Below are 19,174 nucleotides of genomic sequence, written 5' to 3' on the forward strand. Positions count from 1 at the left end.
TTTGCCTCGTCCGAGGGGGCGAAACGACCGGAGATTCTAGCCGCTAGAGCTGGACAATGCTTTCGCTGAATTTTGAGGTGGGAGTATTACTGCCCGTTAATGCGGGATAAAAGCCCCTTTCTTTTTAGGTGGACGAGAGCATCTGGCCGCACATAGAAACGGTCAGGGCCTTTTCCTACCACATGCAAGGTTTAAAACAAAAGGAGAAAGCAAGTAGCGGTCATGTTGTATTTGGCATAGCCGTGATTTATATGTCGAAAAGTTAAAATGGATATATAGTCTGCTAGCACAGGATATAATGTGGAAAGCTTACCAGGTCAAGGGGGACATTTCTAAATTTTTTTGTATGCAGTAATATGTAGGGAGAAGGGAGCTTGTATGATGCCGAATATAAAAAAAATCGCAGAAATGGCAGGGGTCTCAATTTCTACTGTTTCTCGCGTTTTAAATAATCATCCTTATGTAAATGAACAGAAACGAAAAGAGATATTAGCCATTATTGAAAAGTTAAATTACACGCAAAATTCAAATGCAATTCATTTAGTACGTGGAAGAACGAATGCGATTGGTGTGCTTCTCCCGTTCGTCAATAATCAGTATTACAGCGCCATTATAGAGGGGATTTCAAGAGAGGCTGCAAAACATAATTACAATATGATGCTCTGTCAAACGGGTTATAACGTTGATAAAGAGATTGAAGTTTTGAATATGCTAAAGATGAAAAAGTTAGACGGGGTCATTATATGTTCGAAAATCAATGATTGTCAGGAAATCGAAAAATACGCAACATTTGGCCCGGTTGTGACGTGTGAAGATACGATATCCAGTACAATTTCTAGTATTCATATTGATCACTACAAAACGTTTGCTTTAGGAATGGAATATTTAATAGAAAAGGGACACACACGAATCGGTTACTGCATTGGACGAAGTAATAGTTTTAATAGCCAAAATCGAAAAAGAGCTTACGCAGATGCTTTATCATCTATTCACGTTACGCCGCGAGAAGAGTGGCAATTTGTAGACTGTTTCACGATAGAGGATGGGACTCGTATTGTTCAATCGTTACTTCATATGAAAGAGCGTCCAACGGCTCTTCTCGTATCTTGTAATCATATTGCAGCTGGTATTGTAACTGCTGCTCAAAAAAACGGTCTTTCCATTCCAGAGGATCTCACAATTATTGGGTGCGATGATCAGCAAGTTGCAGAAATATTAGATATTACAACCATTGCGCATTCAAGTGTGGAAGTTGGTGCAGGTGCATTTACCATTTTGCACGACCAAATTATGAATAAGAAAGCAGAAGTAAAACGAATTGAGTTATTTGCGAAGTTAACGGAAAGAATGACAACATAAACGAAAAGCACAATCTTAATTAAAATGATTGTGCTTTTTTATAAGAGGAGGAAAATCGCTTTTCAAAATCCCGTTTGGTATAATATGGTCAATCTATAAGGGGGGGTAGCATGAGACCGAAATTTGTGAAAGTTATTTTATTCGTTGCACTAGCTTCTTTTTGTTTATTGGCATACGGATTTATTACTAGTGTGAGTGATGTTCTAAATCCGAAAACTTCTAAGCTAACTCCTACCGTGCAAAAGGAAGCAAAAGGGAAACAACAAAAGGAAACACTGCAAATTGTTAGCTTAGGTGATTCGTTAACACGCGGTGTTGGAGATAAAGAAGGTATTGGATATGTTGGACGGATGAAGAATGAATTGCAAACAAAATACAAACAAAAGGTAGCGCTCACAAACTTGGCGGTGAGTGGTGCGAAAATGCCGGATTTATTAAAACAAATGGAAAGCAGCGGTACCGGGTATGCAATTAAGCAAGCTGATGTGCTTGTTTTGACAATTGGCGGAAATGATTTATTTCCAGGGTGGGAATCACTTGGAAACCTTGATTTAACGACATATCGTCCAGATACCGAAACATTTCAAGCTAATGCGAAGAAAATTTTGGAACAATTGAGGAGTTTAAATCCAAACAGTCCGATTTTTTGGATTGGCTTGTACAATCCATTTGAAGATGTAGAAGAGTTAAAAGGCTCGTCTCCGATTGTTGTCGATTGGAATGGATCATTAGAAAAGCTTGCGCTTAGTTATTCAAACGTATATGTTGTCCCAACATTTGATATGTTCCAAAACCGTGGTAAGGATTTATTATATTCTGATCACTTCCATCCGAATGAAACCGGTTATACATTGATAGCAGATCGTTTATTACAAAACGTTGTTAGTCAGTTAGAACTAGCTGGAGGTGAGAAAAAATGACGACAGTTCTATCTGTCCGGAATTTAAAGAAGGTTATTAAGAAAAAAACGCTCGTTGAAGATGTATCATTTGATATACAGCAAGGAGAAGTATTTGGATTTTTAGGCCCAAACGGAGCGGGGAAGACAACGACGATTCGGATGCTTGTTGGTCTCATTGCAGCAACAGAGGGAACCATTTTGATTGGTGGATATGACATAAAAGAAAATTTTCGCAGTGCGATGCGGCAAATTGGTAGCATTGTTGAAAACCCTGAATTGTATACATATTTAACGGGATTTGAAAATTTAAAGCAATTTGCTCGTATGCTAGGCGGGATTTCCGATGAACGAATTATGGAAATTGCCAAAATGGTACATCTTGATGAACGTATTCACGATAAAGTGAAAACATACTCACTTGGGATGAAGCAACGCCTTGGGATTGCACAAGCTCTTCTTGGTAGTCCGAAACTTCTTATATTAGATGAACCGACAAATGGCCTCGACCCAGCTGGTATTCGAGAACTTCGTGAATTTGTACATACACTTGTGAAAGAAGAAAACATGAGCGTATTCATTTCTAGTCATTTATTAAGCGAAGTACAAATGATTTGTGACCGCGTCGCGATTATTAATAAAGGAAAAGTAATTACGGTCGCAAGAGTTGAAGAGTTAGTGAAACAAGCAAGCGACCGCGTGGAGTGGGTTGTGACGCCGCTAGATAAAGCGAAAGCATTGCTTGAAGAGTCGGATGAAGTGACAGAACTTGTCGTAGAAGAAGGACGACTATTATGCCGCATGAGTCAAGAGCGAGTAAGTTTTTATAATAAGCAGTTAGTTGAGCACGCTGTAGATGTTCATAGTGTAAAACAAGTTGTATTTACATTGGAAGATCTATTTATGGAACTGACAAAGGGGGAGCAACATGCGTGAATTTGCGAACCTCGTCTATAATGAGGCAGAGAAAATATATCGAAAGAAACGTATTGTAGTAGTCATGCTCATTTTGGCGATTTTAATTCCGATTTTTGTTTATGCACAGTACCGAGAAGTGCAGACGACCATAAAGCGTCTTGGTACGAACGATTGGAAGGTATCACTGCAGCAGCAAATCGTTGATTCACAAAACCGTTTAAATAATTCGCGCCTTCCTGAAGAATGGAAATCTTGGTTAAAGGTAAGAGTGCAGCAGCAACAATATTATTTAGATCATAATATTAATCCAAGTGCGCCGGGCGCACCGACATTTGTACGTATGTTTATTGAACAAGGAATTACGCTGTTTATCCCGCTTCTTATTATGATTGTAGCAATTGATATCGTCTCGGGAGAACGGAGCGATGGAACGATGAAAATGCTCCTTACGCGGCCGATTCGGCGTTGGAAAATTCTTTTAAGTAAATATGTAACGATGGTCTTGTTTATTTCACTCATTTTATTGCTTGTCCTAGTTCTTTCTTATGTGTTTTCAGGTATTGTATTTGGTTATGCTGGATGGGATTTGCCGGTGCTGACAGGTTTTGTAACCGAGAAAGATACGTTAAATACAAGTTTTGTTCATCTTATTCCGCAGTGGCAATACATTGTTATGGCTTACGGACTTGCTTGGTTTGTAGCAATTGTTGTTGGCACCATCTCATTTATGGTTTCCGTACTGATTCGCAACACACCAGCTGGTATGGGAGTTATGCTGGCAGCGTTAATTGCTGGAGGTATCTTAAATAACTTTGCCACGTCCTGGGAAGGTGCAAAATATATTTTTAGTGTCAATTTATCGTTAACGGATTATTTATCAGGACAGTTACCAGCGTTGCAAGGATTATCGATGAGTTTTTCATTACTCAATCTCACGATATGGGCAGTTGTATCGCTCATGATCGCTTTTGTAGTATTTACAAAACAAGACATGGTGAATTAATACGATAGGAAGTGACAGAATGGAACAAATACTAAAGAATGATTGGGCGCCGCTACTAGCACCTGAATTTGAAAAACCATACTACCAACAATTACAATCATTTTTAACAGAGGAGTATCGTACACATGTTGTGTATCCAAAGCAGGAGGATGTTTTTAATGCTTTGCGTTATACAAGCTATCAAGATACGAAAGTCCTTATTTTAGGACAAGATCCATATCACGGGCCAAATCAAGCGCATGGGTTAAGTTTTTCGGTGCAACCGGGCGTACGTACGCCACCGTCACTGCAAAATATGTACAAAGAGCTGCAGGATGATCTTGGCTACGAAGTCCCGAATAACGGTTATTTAGTAAAATGGGCAGAGCAAGGTGTGCTTTTACTAAACACTGTATTAACGGTGCGGCAAGGAGAGGCTAATTCTCACAAAGGAAAAGGGTGGGAAGTTTTCACGGATCGTATTATTGAGTTGTTAAATGAACGGGAAAAACCAGTTATCTTTGTATTATGGGGACGCCCTGCACAGACGAAGAAAAAACTTATTACAAATCCTAATCATCATATTATTGAATCTGTTCATCCAAGTCCATTATCAGCACGCCGAGGATTCTTTGGCAGCAAACCATTTTCAAAAATAAATCATTTCTTGGTGAATAATGGAGAACGGGAAATGGATTGGCAAATTCCGAATCCCTCTATATATTCAAATTAAAAAACCGACATAAAAACCTCTTTCTTTTTAGGGAGGAGACCAGAGCAACTGACCGTGCATAGAAGCGGTCAGGGCCTTTTCCTGCCACGCGCAAAGTTTGAAAACAAAGAAAGGCAGCGAGGTGTAGGTCCATTTTTATCTTCATGGCAGCAATTATAGGTAATAAGGGGTGTATTTTTGCTGGAATTATATTCCTTACCAAACTTCTAAATGAAATGTATGGCTGAGTAGTTAAAATTGATTTATATAAATGAAGATCTCAGATAGAAATAGACCGCTACATAGATAGCGGTCTATTTATTTTCTTCTTGTTTTAATTTTGCATCTAGTACGAACGTACCAAATGGAATAACAGATGCAACAAGTGCACCAAACGCCCATGATTTTGACTTATTATGAATCGTCGTTACTTGAATAACGGCGAAGATGAATAGTATAAACAGGACACCGTGTGCCATACCCGTTACAGTAACAGCTTTCGGAAAATCTGCAAAATACTTCAGCGGCATTGCAATGAATAGAAGGATTAGAAAAGAAATCCCTTCTAGTACTCCAATGACTCTTAAACGTCCAATCGGTGTTGATAACATAAAATGGCCTCCTTCATTATGTAAGCTTGTATATGGTAAATTTGTATTCTTTTTGTAAATAAAATAGCCTATATAAATACAAATTAAACAATCGACATAAAAACCCTCTTTTTTAGGCGGGCGAGAGCATCTGGCCATGCATAGAAGCGGTCAGGACCTTTTTCTGCCACATGCCAGATAGCGATCATGTTGTACTTTGTATAGCAGAAACTTATATGTCGGAAAATTAAAATGGATATATAGTTAATTCCATTATAATCAAAAATAAACTTTACACTATGAGAATAGTGTAAAGTTCGAAATATCTTCACAGGCTCATGCATATAAATAATAAATCGCGCCTAAGTATTTGACTCGGGCGCGATTTTATGAATGATTGATTCTCTTCAACGTGAAAACTGTTCTATACTAGCACTTCGCTGTTCAAAACAAATTGTTCTACGACTTTTGCAACACCATCATTCATGTTTGTGTCTGTTATATGATTTGCAATGGCTTTAATATCGTCCGGTGCATTGCCCATTGCAACGCCAAGGCCAGCAAATTCAATCATAGCCTGGTCATTATAGCTATCGCCCATCGCAATCACTTCTTCACGTGTAATACCGAGTTTTTGGATAAGTTGGTGTAAGCTCGTTCCTTTTGTTACACCATACTCTGTAAATTCTAAGAAGAACGGCTTAGAACGCATAACACTTAATTGTCCTTCAAATTCTTGTTGTAATTTCTTTTCAACTTCTGCAAGACGTTCAGGTGCTTTCATCATTAATACTTTCACAACAGGTTCTTTCACTGCACTTACAAAATTATTAACCTCTATAACTGGCATACCTGTAATATAAGCTTCAACTTCTGTATATTCATTATTTTCCTCTGTCACAATCTCATCGCCAATGTACGTATGAATCCAAACATCTTCGTTTTGGCTTGTTTTATATAAATTATGAACAATTTCAGGTGATAATGTGCTGCTAAATAACTCTTCGTTTGTTTTACAGTTAATAATTTTTGCGCCGTTAAACGATAAAATGAAGCTGCCGTATTCTTCTAACTTTAGTTCTTTTGCAATTGGCCACATCGCAAATGTTGGACGACCAGAGGCTAGTACAACTTTTACACCGCGCTCTTGGGCGTTCATTAAGGCTTCTTTCGTACGTGGTGAAATCGTATGGTCATCGCGCAGTAATGTATCATCTAAATCTAGTACAATCATTTTATAAGACATTTGAATAATCCTTCCTATTATGAAATAAATCGTAAGGCATCGAACCTCTTTGAAGATGGAATCGATTCTACATGAATGTATATATGAGCAAGCATATTTTACTTGCCCATATATGTTTCTATTATCGTAACAATTCTTAAAATAGACTGCAACGCTTGAAGTTTGCAATTTTGTTTACGTTTTGTGTCGATTGGATGGGCGAACCTCTTGTTTGTCTGTTGAACGAGAGAATAATATTTCTAGTATAATTGCCATTACAGAGCCGAGTACAAGGCCGTTGCTTAAGAAAGATGCTAGGAATGGCGGCAGTGAAGAAAAGGCCTCTGATGGGATGAACATGACGCCAATTCCGGTAAAGAGAGCGAGGCCTGCAACTTTAAATAAGCGTTCTTTATCTTTCACAGTTTCATATTCTCGAAAAGCCAGCCCAATCATACTGGCGAAGACCGGATAAATCGCTGCATAGCCGACAGCTACTGGAATGGCTGCGATGAATGAAGTAACCTTTGGAAATAAGCTCATAAGAATAATAAAGGATGAACCAAGAATAAACGGTAATCGTTTGTAAATATTCGTTGTCGCAATGAAACCTGCTGATCCAGAAATAGCGACAGGTCCAATTGCTGAAAACAGACCGCCAAGAAGTTGATTAATACCGGTTATAATTCCTGCTTGCTTAAATCGATTTTGCACGGCAGTAGTTTCGTATTTCGAAACTACTTGTTGAACAACGCGAATACTTGCTAACATGTTAGTTAGTAGTAATAACGTAACAAAGAGAACGGTAATAACCATATTCCATTCTAAGCGAGGTGTACCAAATACGAAGATGGATGGCATTCGGATCATGTCTGATATAGGTGTGATGGGATTTGATAGACCGAAACATGCAAATAAAATCCACCCAATTACAATACTGCACAGTACAGAATATTGACCAATCACAGGTAGCTTCGTAACAAAGAAAGATAGAAAAATAATGATAAGAGAAAGAATAAAAACTTTCCCTTGAACAGCTGTATGCTGTCCGTTAAGTCCAAACATGCCTTTTAAAAATGATCCGCTTAGCTGTGCAACGAGTAAAAATAGGTAGGTTCCAATAACAGTTGGTGTAAAATAGCGGACAAGTTTATCAATAAGTCCAAATATACTAAGAAGAATGCAGATGAGACCACTTAATAAGAAGGAATATTGCAGTACGCGAAGCGTTTCACTACTTGAGCCAAATAATACAACGCCTAGGCTTGCATACAAGGAAAAGATACCCCACCAAAGTCCAGCAGGCCCTTCTTGAATGGGTAAGCGATGGCCAAAAGAAGCTTGTAAAATACCTGCAAATCCAAGAACAAATAATGTTCGTTGGACAAAAGCGATCGCTTCTGAACCTTCTAATCCATAGTTAGCGGCGACACTAATTGGAACGATTAGGCTGCCAGCTAAAATAAATAATGCCCATTGCAGGGCAGAAAGAAATGTTTTCATTATATATCAACCTCTTTCTTGTATTCCATTTCTAGTATATATGTATTTGATTTGTTGTGGCAAAGATTGAATAGAGAGAAAAGAGCTGAAAGAATATTATGAGTGCGCGTAAACAATTGAGCATTGCAATTATATGTATGTGTTTTATAGTAATTATTGGAAAAATTGGGTTTATGATGATAGAAGGGATTAGTCTGTTTCAAGCATTTTGGATGACGATGATTACTGTATTAACAGTTGGGTATGGAGATGCCGTTCCATTAACGAAAGCAGGAAAGATTTTTGCGCTTTTAATCATTCCAATCGGTGTTGGTATCGTGACGTATGCGATTGGGGTAGTGGCGGCTATGATTATTGAAGGAAATTTATTTCAGGCCATGCGGAAAAATTTGCAGAACATGATATGATAATAGTATTTGGTCCGGTAGAGAAATTGGAGCAATTTGAGAAAGAATTACAATAGATGAGGTGAGAAAGCATGCAAATATCTAGCGATAAGATTTTAAATAAAATGGCAAGTGAAATTGCAAAAGCGAAGGGGAGTGAATCACATAAAGCAAAAGAACATCTTTTAGTTGTTCGTGCGTTATGTGATCTATTACTTGAAGAACAGCCAGAAGCTTCTGTATATGTTGAACCAAAATTACAAGCAAACGTTATAGCGCCGCAAATGCCTGTTCAACCAATTGCTTCGTTTTCAGGAGAGCCTGTATATGTGAAAGAAGATGATGCAAACGGAAGCTCTCTTTTGGATTTTTAGACGCTAAATAGTTGGATTGTGCGCGGAAATTTTTTATTATTAAATAAAAAGGGGAATTCCAATGAAAATTTTCTTCTTATTAGGTTGTATTGCAGCACCATTAGCTGTTGCACTTGGAGCATTTGGAGCACATGGGCTTGAAGGGAAAATATCAGCGAAAATGTTAGATGTGTGGAAAACAGGTGTTACGTATCAAATGTTCCATGCAGGTGGATTGTTTGTTGTTGCTTTATTAATGGATAAGATTCAATCTTCTCTTGTAAGCGCAGCAGGTTGGTGTATGGTAGCAGGTATTGTGATGTTCTCTGGAAGTCTATACGCATTAAGTACAACAGGTATAAAATTTTTTGGTCCAATCACTCCGCTTGGCGGCGTAGCATTTATTGTAGGCTGGATTTTGCTGGGGACTGCGGTTGTAAAAGGTTTATAAAGTGAAACGTCCTCTTGGGAAACGCTTTTTTTCCAAAAGGTTAGTTGAACCAATCGGGCTCTTACAGATGGTTTGTACCTTACTTCTTTGCTTAACCTCTTACCAGCTGTTTGGGCGGGGTAGAAATAAAACAAAAGCTGGCATTTGCCAGCTTTTTTTTATTATCTTGGAGGGTAAGTTGCTGGTTGTTGTGTGGGGAAGTAGATGATTTCTCCTGGAAATTCTACATAATCAAGATAAATCATAAGCAGTAAATAACGTTTTCCGGACTTAGGTTCACTTAGAATGATATGATCGCGTCCTGCAGCTTCAATGACACCTGTATAGGATTGTGTACCAAGTGTGCTGCCGCGCTCATATGTCATGAATATAGTCGCTGTTTTTCCTTTGTTTAAACGAAGGATATTTTCAATATATGATTGCTCAAGTGGAAGCATCCCTTGAGAAACGGCAAGTTGTGCTTGCGCAGCTTGCGGCGTTGGCATTTGTTGTCCTTGTTGTCCTGGCTGCGGTTGCATATATCCGCCAGATGGTTGATAAAATCCTCCCCCATAGTATGGGTTTTGTTGCTGTGCCATACGAAATCCCTCCTCTTTTCAGTTCACTAATACACACTTGGACAGTCTCCAGCACTTGGTTGGAAAAAGCAATGGTTTTTAAAACGACCAGAGTTTTCTTGATTAAACCAAGTTGGCGGACATTCACCTCCTGGCCTAAAAAACCATAACGAAAAATTAGCGGGCCAGAATCGTTCCCCTTGAATCGTACGTCTTGCCAGAGCGATATCACTTTCACGGGCACGCTGATAGAAGTAACCTTTTTGTGTAGCCTCAAATCCACCAGGACTTTGAAATACCATTTGACGAAGGTTTCGGATCTTTTTAAAGTCTAAGCAATTCCCTTTTACGCGATTGACGCCGACATTTCCAACCATCAGCATTCCTTTAGGTCCTTCTCCTTCTGCTTCTGCCCGCATTAACCTGGCAAGTAGTTTTACATGTTCTTCTGTATAGGGAATAACAGCCATCTGTTTCACCTCTTTTATTACTCTGCTAGAGAAAAGGAAGTGTAGAACAATTACTAATTCATAAGTATGAAAAAAGGGGGGCGGATATGACAACCAAACCATGTTTTAATATGTATCTCTATAGATATTAGTTGAAAAACTAGAATAAAACCCCCTTTTTTTAGGGGGCGAGAGCATCTGGCCATGCATAGAGGCGGTCAGGGCCTTTTCCTGCCACATGCAACGTTTAAAACAAAGGGCGAAAGCAAGTAGCGGACATTTTCTTGCTGCATAGCAGGGACTTATATATTGAAAAATTAAAATGGATTTATATCACTACTCACAAGAAGTAAGGGTTATTCTGAGAGAGAATTGAATAATAAAAAGCTAGCGATTTTGCTAGCTTTTTATTATTCAAATAATTTATTCCACATATTAGAGAAGAAGTCTCCAATGGATCGCATCGTCAATACGAACCAATTTGCTTTGTCTACTTCCTGCGTTGTTTTCACATCGAATTTCATTTGTTTACTTCCATCAAGGAAACCATATTGATCAGTAGATTCTAAAACAAGTGAGCCTACTTTGGCATCCTTTTTCACAGGTGCAACTAAGCTTCCATCTTCGGACATTGATTTGTTTGCTTCATAGGAAATTTTGTAAGGAGGTTTACTTCCTTTTTTGGTGACTACCGTTATCTCTTTTTCAGGTGTCACAGCTACCGTATCTTCTTTTCCTTTTACGACAGGAATCGTATTATTTTTATCTATTTTCAACTTCTGTTTTTCAAAGTTCTTAAAACCATACTCCATTAATGCGCGAGATTCTATAAAACGCTCATCCATTGATTTTGTTTTAATAATAACGGAGATTAGGCGTAAATCACCGCGTTTGGCTGTAATGGTAAAGCAATACCCAGCTGAATCAGAACTTCCTGTTTTTAAGCCGTCTGTTCCTTCATATGCAAATGCAGCGCCTGGTAACATCCAGTTCCAGTTTTCCATACGAATTGGGCGTGGATGATTATCTGGGAAGTTTCTGAACCTTTGTTTTGTATCTGCCAATATCTCTGGATATTTTGTCATAATTGTTCTAGATAAGATTGCCATGTCTCTAGCTGATAAAGAGTTTTCACCGTTTGGATCTGTTCCTTCCGGATGCTTTCCTTTTAAATCAGCGTTATTTAAACCTGTAGCATTTACAAATTTATATTTCTTTAACCCTAGTTTTTTGGCATGTTCATTTGCAAGATTTAAGAAGTTCTTTTCACTTCCTGCAAGAAGTTCGGCAAGTGCAACACTTGATCCGTTTGCTGAGAAGACAATAATAGAATGATATAATTCTTTAACTGTATATTGTCGTCCCTTTTCAAATGGAACGTTGGAAAATTCGTTGTTACGGGAAATCTCGTAAGCATAATCAGAGATATTCACTTTTGTATCCCAGGTGATTTTCCCTTCTTTAATGGCTTCTAAAACGGAGTATATAACCATGAGTTTTGACATACTAGCAATTGCAAGTAATTCATCGGGGTTTTGCTCGTGTAGTATTTTTCCTGTATCTGCATCAAACAGAATAGCAGCAGCGGCTTCAATATGTATGTCTTCTTTCGCATAAGAGGGAGTTGCTCCTATGAAAGAAAACATGAGTGTAAGCCCTAATAAAATAGATAACATTTTCCTCATAATCAATTATCACCTTCGCATCGTTATTAGCATGTAGCTTGTACTATTCTAACATGAGTTTGAATATGGAAAGATTACAATTTTGTAAGCAAACTAGATAATTTTTCTATTTTATTAGAGGTTCCTATTATATAAGACAGCAAAAAAAGGGCAATTTCCGCCCTTTTTTTGCTGTTATACGTGTAAAAATTTTGCGACTTTTTCGCTTGGTAAAATGTTTCCAACAAAGAATGTTCCAAACTCACCGTAGCGTGCACTTACTTCATCAAAGCGCATTTCGTATATAAGTTTCTTAAATTGAAGAACATCATCGGCAAATAATGTTACGCCCCATTCATAATCGTCAAAGCCTACAGAACCAGTAATGATTTGACGTACTTTTCCTGCATATTGACGGCCAATTTTTCCGTGGCTATACATTAATTTTTTGCGATCTTCCATCGGTAACATGTACCAGTTGTCTTCGCCTTGACGACGTTTGTCCATTGGATAGAAACAAACGTGGTTTGCTTTTGGCAACGTTGGGTATAGACGCGCAAGAATTTGTGGATTTTGATATGGATCTTCTTCAGCAGGAAGATAGTTACTTAGCTCCACAACAGATACGTAAGAGTATGCAGGAAGCATATACTCTGCTAATGTTGTTTTATTGAATTCGGCTTCAATTTCATTTAATTCTTCCATTGTTGGACGTAAAATCATGAACATAATATCAGCCTTTTGTCCAACGATTGTATATAGGGCATGGCTACCTTGTTTTGCAGTTTCTGTTTTATTCCATTTTTCAACGATGTTTAAAAATTCGAACATTGCTTGCTGACGTTCATCACTAGACAATGTTTTCCATGCTGCCCAGTCCATAGAACGGAAATCGTGTAAACAATACCAACCATCTAACGTTTTTGCTGCTTCACTCATTAGATTCACCTCGAATAGTCAAGTTTTACACGTTAACTATATCATATATAGATGAAAAAGCATGTACCTTAGTCTTAGGCGCACAAAATTGTCACATTTTCTGGCGGAATTTTGGGAAAATATAATCATTTTTATTTTATCAATTTTTTAGAAGCAATAAGTTTAAAATAGAGATAAAAAGCGGTATTCTTAAATATGGATTTGAATTCGTAGGAGGATTATTGATGAGCGATTTATTTACAACAGTAAAAGTAAAAGTTCAAGGTAAAGGCATTTCTATCGTACTTCCTGAAGGTACTGATGAAAGAATTTTAGGCGCTGCAGAGCGTTTAGCAAAAGAAGAATTAGTAAAACCAATCTTAGTTGGTAATAAGGAAGAAATTAGCGCGAAAGCTGCTAGCATGAACTTAACATTAGCAGGTGTTGATATTTATGACCCAGCTACATACGAAGAAATGGATGCAATGGTAGCATCTTTCGTTGAACGCCGTAAAGGTAAAGCAACAGAAGAAGCTGCTCGTGAAATCTTAAAAGACGAAAACTATTTCGGTACGATGCTTGTATACATGGGAAAAGCACAAGGCTTAGTAAGCGGTGCAGCTCATTCTACAGCTGATACAGTTCGTCCAGCACTTCAAATCATTAAAACAAAACCAGGCGTTACAAAAACTTCTGGCGTATTTATCATGGTACGTGGCGATGAGAAGTACGTATTCGCTGACTGCGCAATCAACATTGCACCAAACAGCCAAGATTTAGCTGAAATTGGTATTGAAAGTGCAAAAACTGCTGAATTATTCGGTATTGACCCACGCGTTGCAATGTTAAGCTTCTCTACAAAAGGTTCTGCGAAATCTCCAGAAACAGAGAAAGTTGTAGAAGCAACTCGCATCGCAAAAGAAATGGCTCCTGAATTAACATTAGACGGTGAGTTCCAATTTGACGCTGCATTTGTACCATCTGTAGCAGAAAAGAAAGCACCAGGTTCTGTTATTAAAGGTGACGCTAACGTATTCGTATTCCCAAGCTTAGAGGCTGGTAATATCGGCTACAAAATTGCACAACGTTTAGGTAACTTCGAAGCAGTGGGACCAATCTTACAAGGCTTAAACATGCCAGTAAATGATTTATCTCGCGGTTGTAACGAAGAAGAAGTGTACAAGCTTGCTTTAATTACAGCAGCACAAGCACTATAATGATGAAAAAAAGCCCTGCATTTGCAGGGCTTTTTTACTTTTCTAATACAAGTGCTTTATTATTGCGGTCAATTATGCGTTGTAAGTGATGTTCATATAGCGGTACTTCATCTACTGTCAGCTGTGACGGCGTTAATTGCGGCGTAAAACGTTGTAATGTTTGTAAAAGGCGCATCATTAAATCTTGTACAGTAATTTCTTCACCAAGTAGTTCAGATAGTGAAGCCATTGTACTTGGTACAATTTCAGGATACGTAAATCTAGTTTCTTCACCTTGAATTGCTAAGTTGTAAAAATCACGAACAAGTGCCGCACGTTCGGAGCCACTTCCTGCAAGGCATAAGTAAATTTGTACAGCTACACCTCCGCGAATGCGGCGCTGTGAAATACCTGCGAATTTTTGATCGCGAATGCTTAAGTCATAGCTACCAGGGCAATAAGAGCCAACAATCTCTTTTGCCACGATATCGACATCGTAATCCTTTAACATTTCTTTGATTAAATGCCACATTGTATCGTATCCAAGGTCTATATCAATTCCCTTTTCTGTTTCTTGAAATAGAAGTGATACATTTAAAACCCCTTCATCAAGTACGACTGCAAGACCACCTGAATTACGAACAATAACATTGAAATTCTTCTGTTTTAAAAAAGAAATCCCTTCCTGTAAATGAGGAAGACGAGAATCTTGAATGCCAAGAACAACTGTATTGTGATGAACCCAAGAGCGCATTGTTGCAGCAGATGTACCGTTGCCAACGGTTGTACATAACGTATCATCCATTGCGAAAGACTGCAGCGCGTGAAATTGTGGACCTAAGCTTGATTGATCAACAATGCGCCACTCTGGCTGAGATAAAATCGAACGAGAATCGCTCATGTAAATAACCCCTTATCTATAAAATGACAATATTTATTATAGCAAAAAAGAGTGATTCTATAAAAACGGACAAAAAGGCCCCTTTTTTAGGAGGGCGAGAGGAACTGGCCGTGCATAGGAGCGGTCAGTGCCCTTTTCTGCCACGTGCTATGTATTAAAACAAAGAGAGAAACGAGTGGGGATCACTTTTTGTTTTGGTTAGCGGTGATTTATAAGTTGAAAAGCTAAGGTGGATATATATAGTTGAGAGTGATTTTATAAAAACGGAAAAAAAAGCCCTTTTCTTTTGGGAGGGCGAGAGGAACTGGCCATGTATAGGAGTGGTCAGTGCCCTTTTCTGCCACGTGCTATGTATTAAAACAAAGAGAGAAAACGAGTGGGGATCACTTTTTGTTTTGGTTAGTGGTGATTTATAAGTTGAAAAGCTAAGGTGGATATATATAGTTGAGAGTGATTTTATAAAAACGGACATAAAAGCCCTTTTCTTTTGGGAGGGCGAGAGGGCCTGGCCATGCACAGGAGCGGTCAGTGCCCTTTTCTGTCACGTGCCAGGATTAAACCAAAGAGAGAAAGGGAGTGGGGTGCACTTTTTGTTTTGGTTAGCGGTGGCTTATGCGTTAAAAAGTCAAAATAAAAAGGATGCTATGATAGCATCCTTTTTATTCTGCAATCTTTTCTAAATTTCCGTTTCGATCCATGCGAAATGATGTTTGTGTACGCTCTTCATCGTCCATTAATGCCAATTTACGTGCACGGTTCATAATTTTCATGAGCGTCTCGTAATCTTCTTGAACGGTTGTTGATTGCTGTTCTAATTTTTCTACTTTCTTTTCTAGTTCAGCATTTCTTCGCATATACTCAGCAAGGTCTTGTTTCAATCTCTCATTCTCTCTTTCGAGTGCGGATACTTTTACATTAGAAGTTCCGAGAGATTGTAGAAAATGGATAACGTCATGCATCGCAATGGAAGAATTTGTTGGCATTGCTTGCGTAGTTTGAATAGGTTGAACGGGTTGAACAGGTTGCTCAATCTCGATACTAATATTTTCGTTAACTGATGCAGTAGATGAAATTGGCGGTGTATATAAAAGGCGTTTTTTTGTTTGCTCGCCCCCATTTGCACGCATTTTATCTTTGCGATGTTTTTTCGCAAGTTGTAATGCTTGATCGTAACTATAGCGTACGACAGCATTCCAGCGGAAGCCGCAAGCTGCTGAGGTGCGATTTAATTTATCACCAACTTCTTCAAAGGCATTTAATTGTGTACTTCCTTCGCGGACGTGACGTAAAACGGTTTCAGCAAGAAGTAAATCATCTTCTTCAGTCCAAGCATCTTGTCTTACTTTCATAGATTCATCTCCCTTTCTTTTTATCAATATCTTATTTTTAGAATGGACAAAATGAATTACTTTTATACAAAGCTGCCAAAATTATGGTAGATTTTGAGTGAAAATATGTTTATATGCCACTTGTTTCTTGCAGGAAGAAAACTTGCATCACATCGAAAAGAAAGGTAAAATACCATTTAGTGTTTATTGTTATATGTACTTGAGAAAAGTTTCAAATAGAGGAAGTGTTATATACAATGGGAAACGAATTTCGTGTGTGTGATGATTGTCAGGCAACGAATATTAAGACGTTAGTACCGCGTTTAAAGAAAATAGATGAATGTGCAGATATTCAAATTGGTTGTCAATCATATTGCGGTCCTGGTCGTAAAAAATCATTTGCATTTGTAAATAATCGTCCAGTTGCAGCGCCAAATGAAGATGAGCTAATTCAAAAAATTGAAGCAAAGTTAAACAAGTAAAAAGATACGATGCTGTATCTTTTTTTGTTTTGTGAAATGTAACAAAGTTTTATATAACAAAATTAGTGGTTGACAAATTTCAGTTTGCGTTTGTAGAATAAAAGAGAACGATATTGAGAATCATTATCAAAAATCAAGTTATATTCTTGATTTTCTTTTTTTGCCTCTTAATGAGAATGAATTTCATTTTCTTGTTATACATATTGAAAGTTAGGATGTTGTAGATGGAAGTGAGTATGAGAAAGGTTTACGAAGAAGAATCGGTAGACAGAAAAGAGATAAAAAGCCGTCCGCTTATCGCCGTGATGATTTTAATCATTGGAACTGCTTTATTAGCTTTAAGTATGGCAGTTTCTATTTCATTTGGTGCTGCTGATATTAGTTTGAAAACAGTATGGCAAGCTGTATTTCAGTTTGATGCATCTACTACATATCATAGTGTGATTCAAGAATTGCGTCTTCCAAGGGCAATTGGAGGAGCAGCTGTAGGGGCGTTTTTAGCAGTATCTGGTGCAATTATGCAAGGGATGATGCGAAACCCACTTGCATCTCCATCACTTATGGGGATTACAGATGGAGCGGTATTTGGCATCGCAATCATGTTTGCATTCTTTCCAAACTCGCCATATGTAATGTTTGTAATTGCTTCTTTTATCGGTGCAGCATTTGGTGCAAGTATTGTATACGGAATTGGAGCAGCGTCTCCGGGCGGATTAACACCAATTAAGTTAGCGTTATCTGGTGCAGCAATTAGTGCCTTACTAGGCGCAATTTCATCTGGGATTGCCTTATATTTTAATCTAGCGCAAGAAGTTAGTATGTGGCATGCAGGCGGCGTTGCTGGTGTGAAATGGACGAGTTTAAATATGTTACTGCCAGTGGGTCTTGTTTGTCTTATTATTGCGATTATGCTAGCGAGGTACATTACGATTTTAAGTTTTGGTGAAGAAATTGCCATTGGCCTTGGACAAAATACGAAGCTCATTAAGTTTATTGGAACAATTCTTGTACTTGTGCTAACAGGTAGTGCTGTTTCCATGGCTGGGTCTGTTGGATTTGTTGGTCTTGTTATTCCGCATTTAACACGTTTTCTTGTGGGGTCAGATTATCGCTGGGTAATCCCATGCTCTGCAGTTTTAGGGGGATTACTTATTGAGTGTGCTGATATGATCTCACGTATTATAAATCCGCCGTTTGAAACGCCAATTGGCGCTGTAACAGCGATGGTTGGTGTACCATTCTTCCTCTACTTAGCACGTAAAGAAGGGAGAGGGAAAATGTGAGGCAAGGAATGTTAACGAGAAAAAACATCTCAGTTTTATCTAGTATTGGTCTGTTAATTTGCATCGTATGTTTAATGAGCTTACATACAGGTACGTTTAAAATTTCACCAGTTGAGGTGCTGAAAACGCTCGTTGGTCTTGGTGCAGAAGATCAAACAACGATTTTATTGGATTTTCGGATGCCGCGAATGATTGTTGCTCTTTTAGTCGGATCAGCTTTAGCGGTATCCGGTGCAATTATGCAAGGATTATCACGAAATCCACTTGCCGACCCAGGAATTATTGGCATTAATGCCGGAGCGGGATTGTCAGTTGTCATCTTTGTTTATTTCTTCTTTGGAAAAGTAACGATGACTTCGTTTTTATCTGTATTCATTCTACCGTTTTTTGCTTTAGTTGGTGCAATAGTAGCGGCGGTCATCATCTATGCACTTGCTTGGAAAGACGGTGTTTCGCCGGTTCGGTTAGTTCTCGTTGGGATTGTGGTAGCAGCTGGGTTCAGTGCTGTGAGTTTAGTGTTCTCGATGAAAATGACAGCGAATGATTTCCGTTTTGCTACGATCTGGTTATCGGGAAGCTTATGGGGGACAGATTGGAAGTTTGTATTAAGTGTGCTGCCGTGGATGCTTATTTTCTTACCAGTTGCTTTTATGAAAGCGCACGTTTTAAATGTAATGAATTTAGGAGATGCGGCGGCAACGGGGCTCGGTCTGAACGTTGAGAAAGAACGCCGTAAGCTATTATTTATCGCTGTTTGCTTAGCTGGTGCATCTGTTGCAGTTGCATGGGGGATTAGTTTTATTGGATTAATGGCACCACATCTTGCCCGCCGTTTAGTAGGCGGGAAATATCAAATTATGCTGCCAACTGCTGCGCTAATCGGAACATTATTGCTATTGTTTTCTGATCTTCTTTCGCGCAGCTTACTTACAACATCAGAAATACCGGTCGGTCTTGTTATTTCAGTAATTGGCGCGCCGTATTTCATTTATTTACTTATAAAAACAAGATAAGGGAGA

At 38.5% G+C, this 19,174-nt stretch carries 20 protein-coding genes and 1 pseudogene; 12 read left to right on the forward strand and 9 right to left on the reverse strand.

The window, feature by feature from the left end:
- Positions 1-381 precede the first annotated feature (381 nt).
- The 5 genes from V7024_RS07025 (at position 382) to V7024_RS07045 (ending at position 4,890) form a co-directional block, all read left to right on the forward strand.
- Complete coding sequence (locus tag V7024_RS07025; RefSeq protein ID WP_335517550.1) at positions 382-1,359, forward strand: LacI family DNA-binding transcriptional regulator; 978 nt, start codon at positions 382-384, stop codon at positions 1,357-1,359.
- 110 nt (positions 1,360-1,469) lie between these two features.
- A complete protein-coding gene (locus V7024_RS07030) occupies positions 1,470-2,279 on the forward strand; it encodes an SGNH/GDSL hydrolase family protein (protein WP_335517553.1) in 810 nt (269 codons plus the stop codon).
- Positions 2,276-3,193 (forward strand): ABC transporter ATP-binding protein, encoded by a 918-nt coding sequence (locus V7024_RS07035; protein WP_335517556.1) that lies wholly within the window; start codon positions 2,276-2,278, stop codon positions 3,191-3,193. Before V7024_RS07030 ends, V7024_RS07035 begins: the two co-directional genes overlap by 4 nt.
- Positions 3,186-4,178 carry an ABC transporter permease gene (locus tag V7024_RS07040; protein ID WP_335517558.1) on the forward strand — a complete coding sequence of 331 codons (993 nt, stop codon included), beginning with the start codon at positions 3,186-3,188 and terminating at the stop codon, positions 4,176-4,178. The genes V7024_RS07035 and V7024_RS07040 overlap by 8 nt, the downstream gene beginning before the upstream one ends.
- A 19-nt stretch (positions 4,179-4,197) precedes the next feature.
- Entirely contained in the window at positions 4,198-4,890 is a 693-nt protein-coding gene (locus V7024_RS07045) for a uracil-DNA glycosylase (RefSeq protein ID WP_335517562.1), read from the forward strand.
- A gap of 293 nt (positions 4,891-5,183) precedes the next feature.
- Here V7024_RS07045 and V7024_RS07050 read toward each other — a convergent pair whose 3' ends face one another.
- From V7024_RS07050 to V7024_RS07060, 3 genes are all read right to left on the reverse strand, one after another.
- Entirely contained in the window at positions 5,184-5,480 is a 297-nt protein-coding gene (locus V7024_RS07050) for a DUF3817 domain-containing protein (protein ID WP_335517565.1), read from the reverse strand.
- A gap of 403 nt (positions 5,481-5,883) precedes the next feature.
- Entirely contained in the window at positions 5,884-6,705 is an 822-nt protein-coding gene (locus V7024_RS07055; protein WP_335517568.1) for a Cof-type HAD-IIB family hydrolase, read from the reverse strand.
- A 174-nt stretch (positions 6,706-6,879) separates the two neighbouring features.
- Complete coding sequence (locus V7024_RS07060; protein ID WP_335517571.1) at positions 6,880-8,187, reverse strand: purine/pyrimidine permease; 1,308 nt, start codon at positions 8,185-8,187, stop codon at positions 6,880-6,882.
- A 98-nt stretch (positions 8,188-8,285) separates the two neighbouring features.
- Between V7024_RS07060 and V7024_RS07065 the strand changes: the two are divergent.
- The 3 genes and pseudogenes from V7024_RS07065 to V7024_RS07075 form a co-directional block, all read left to right on the forward strand.
- Positions 8,286-8,573, forward strand: a pseudogene (locus V7024_RS07065) (potassium channel family protein); the annotation flags it as partial.
- 92 nt (positions 8,574-8,665) lie between these two features.
- Entirely contained in the window at positions 8,666-8,947 is a 282-nt protein-coding gene (locus tag V7024_RS07070) for a YwdI family protein (RefSeq protein ID WP_098914481.1), read from the forward strand.
- Between the two features lie 61 nt (positions 8,948-9,008).
- Positions 9,009-9,377, forward strand: a complete 369-nt coding sequence (locus tag V7024_RS07075) for a DUF423 domain-containing protein (RefSeq protein ID WP_335517574.1) — start codon at positions 9,009-9,011, stop codon at positions 9,375-9,377.
- Between the two features lie 161 nt (positions 9,378-9,538).
- Here the strand turns inward: V7024_RS07075 and gerQ are convergent, their stop codons facing one another.
- The 4 genes from gerQ to hemQ all read right to left on the reverse strand — a co-directional run bounded on the left by gerQ (position 9,539) and on the right by hemQ (position 12,986).
- Positions 9,539-9,955 carry a spore coat protein GerQ gene (gene gerQ, locus V7024_RS07080; protein ID WP_098914483.1) on the reverse strand — a complete coding sequence of 139 codons (417 nt, stop codon included), beginning with the start codon at positions 9,953-9,955 and terminating at the stop codon, positions 9,539-9,541.
- Positions 9,956-9,981: 26 nt separating this feature from the next.
- Complete coding sequence (locus V7024_RS07085) at positions 9,982-10,404, reverse strand: cell wall hydrolase (protein ID WP_335517578.1); 423 nt, start codon at positions 10,402-10,404, stop codon at positions 9,982-9,984.
- A 389-nt stretch (positions 10,405-10,793) separates the two neighbouring features.
- On the reverse strand, positions 10,794-12,074 hold the full coding sequence (locus V7024_RS07090) for a serine hydrolase (protein WP_335517580.1): 1,281 nt from the start codon (positions 12,072-12,074) through the stop codon (positions 10,794-10,796).
- Between the two features lie 168 nt (positions 12,075-12,242).
- A complete protein-coding gene (hemQ, locus tag V7024_RS07095) occupies positions 12,243-12,986 on the reverse strand; it encodes a hydrogen peroxide-dependent heme synthase (RefSeq protein ID WP_335517583.1) in 744 nt (247 codons plus the stop codon).
- A gap of 224 nt (positions 12,987-13,210) precedes the next feature.
- On the opposite strand from hemQ, the gene pta reads away from it, so the two are divergent.
- Complete coding sequence (gene pta, locus V7024_RS07100) at positions 13,211-14,182, forward strand: phosphate acetyltransferase (RefSeq protein WP_335517586.1); 972 nt, start codon at positions 13,211-13,213, stop codon at positions 14,180-14,182.
- Positions 14,183-14,216: 34 nt separating this feature from the next.
- On the opposite strand, the gene V7024_RS07105 is transcribed toward pta, so the two are convergent.
- Complete coding sequence (locus V7024_RS07105) at positions 14,217-15,062, reverse strand: lipoate--protein ligase family protein (RefSeq protein ID WP_335517589.1); 846 nt, start codon at positions 15,060-15,062, stop codon at positions 14,217-14,219.
- Positions 15,063-15,721: 659 nt separating this feature from the next.
- Entirely contained in the window at positions 15,722-16,411 is a 690-nt protein-coding gene (locus V7024_RS07110) for an RsfA family transcriptional regulator (RefSeq protein WP_335517592.1), read from the reverse strand.
- A gap of 236 nt (positions 16,412-16,647) precedes the next feature.
- On the opposite strand from V7024_RS07110, the gene V7024_RS07115 reads away from it, so the two are divergent.
- The 3 genes from V7024_RS07115 to V7024_RS07125 all read left to right on the forward strand — a co-directional run bounded on the left by V7024_RS07115 (position 16,648) and on the right by V7024_RS07125 (position 19,168).
- Positions 16,648-16,872: a DUF1450 domain-containing protein gene (locus V7024_RS07115; protein ID WP_020059743.1), complete on the forward strand. Its 225-nt coding sequence runs from the start codon at positions 16,648-16,650 to the stop codon at positions 16,870-16,872.
- 236 nt (positions 16,873-17,108) lie between these two features.
- Complete coding sequence (locus V7024_RS07120; protein ID WP_438824446.1) at positions 17,109-18,155, forward strand: FecCD family ABC transporter permease; 1,047 nt, start codon at positions 17,109-17,111, stop codon at positions 18,153-18,155.
- Positions 18,152-19,168 carry a FecCD family ABC transporter permease gene (locus V7024_RS07125; RefSeq protein WP_335517598.1) on the forward strand — a complete coding sequence of 339 codons (1,017 nt, stop codon included), beginning with the start codon at positions 18,152-18,154 and terminating at the stop codon, positions 19,166-19,168. Before V7024_RS07120 ends, V7024_RS07125 begins: the two co-directional genes overlap by 4 nt.
- Positions 19,169-19,174: the final 6 nt, after the last annotated feature.

The organism is Bacillus sp. JJ864 (genome assembly GCF_036963045.1).
Taxonomy (GTDB): domain Bacteria; phylum Bacillota; class Bacilli; order Bacillales; family Bacillaceae_G; genus Bacillus_A; species Bacillus_A pseudomycoides_C.

Excerpts from the sequence above, each read along its gene's own strand:
- V7024_RS07025 (WP_335517550.1), top strand. The coding sequence starts at position 382 with ATGCCGAATATAAAAAAAATCGCAGAAATGGCAGGGGTCTCAATTTCT.
- V7024_RS07030 (WP_335517553.1), top strand. The coding sequence starts at position 1,470 with ATGAGACCGAAATTTGTGAAAGTTATTTTATTCGTTGCACTAGCTTCT.
- V7024_RS07035 (WP_335517556.1), top strand. The coding sequence starts at position 2,276 with ATGACGACAGTTCTATCTGTCCGGAATTTAAAGAAGGTTATTAAGAAA.
- V7024_RS07040 (WP_335517558.1), top strand. The coding sequence starts at position 3,186 with ATGCGTGAATTTGCGAACCTCGTCTATAATGAGGCAGAGAAAATATAT.
- V7024_RS07045 (WP_335517562.1), top strand. The coding sequence starts at position 4,198 with ATGGAACAAATACTAAAGAATGATTGGGCGCCGCTACTAGCACCTGAA.
- V7024_RS07050 (WP_335517565.1), bottom strand. The coding sequence starts at position 5,480 with ATGTTATCAACACCGATTGGACGTTTAAGAGTCATTGGAGTACTAGAA.
- V7024_RS07055 (WP_335517568.1), bottom strand. The coding sequence starts at position 6,705 with ATGTCTTATAAAATGATTGTACTAGATTTAGATGATACATTACTGCGC.
- V7024_RS07060 (WP_335517571.1), bottom strand. The coding sequence starts at position 8,187 with ATGAAAACATTTCTTTCTGCCCTGCAATGGGCATTATTTATTTTAGCT.
- V7024_RS07070 (WP_098914481.1), top strand. The coding sequence starts at position 8,666 with ATGCAAATATCTAGCGATAAGATTTTAAATAAAATGGCAAGTGAAATT.
- V7024_RS07075 (WP_335517574.1), top strand. The coding sequence starts at position 9,009 with ATGAAAATTTTCTTCTTATTAGGTTGTATTGCAGCACCATTAGCTGTT.
- gerQ (WP_098914483.1), bottom strand. The coding sequence starts at position 9,955 with ATGGCACAGCAACAAAACCCATACTATGGGGGAGGATTTTATCAACCA.
- V7024_RS07085 (WP_335517578.1), bottom strand. The coding sequence starts at position 10,404 with ATGGCTGTTATTCCCTATACAGAAGAACATGTAAAACTACTTGCCAGG.
- hemQ (WP_335517583.1), bottom strand. The coding sequence starts at position 12,986 with ATGAGTGAAGCAGCAAAAACGTTAGATGGTTGGTATTGTTTACACGAT.
- pta (WP_335517586.1), top strand. The coding sequence starts at position 13,211 with ATGAGCGATTTATTTACAACAGTAAAAGTAAAAGTTCAAGGTAAAGGC.
- V7024_RS07105 (WP_335517589.1), bottom strand. The coding sequence starts at position 15,062 with ATGAGCGATTCTCGTTCGATTTTATCTCAGCCAGAGTGGCGCATTGTT.
- V7024_RS07110 (WP_335517592.1), bottom strand. The coding sequence starts at position 16,411 with ATGAAAGTAAGACAAGATGCTTGGACTGAAGAAGATGATTTACTTCTT.
- V7024_RS07115 (WP_020059743.1), top strand. The coding sequence starts at position 16,648 with ATGGGAAACGAATTTCGTGTGTGTGATGATTGTCAGGCAACGAATATT.
- V7024_RS07120 (WP_438824446.1), top strand. The coding sequence starts at position 17,109 with ATGAGAAAGGTTTACGAAGAAGAATCGGTAGACAGAAAAGAGATAAAA.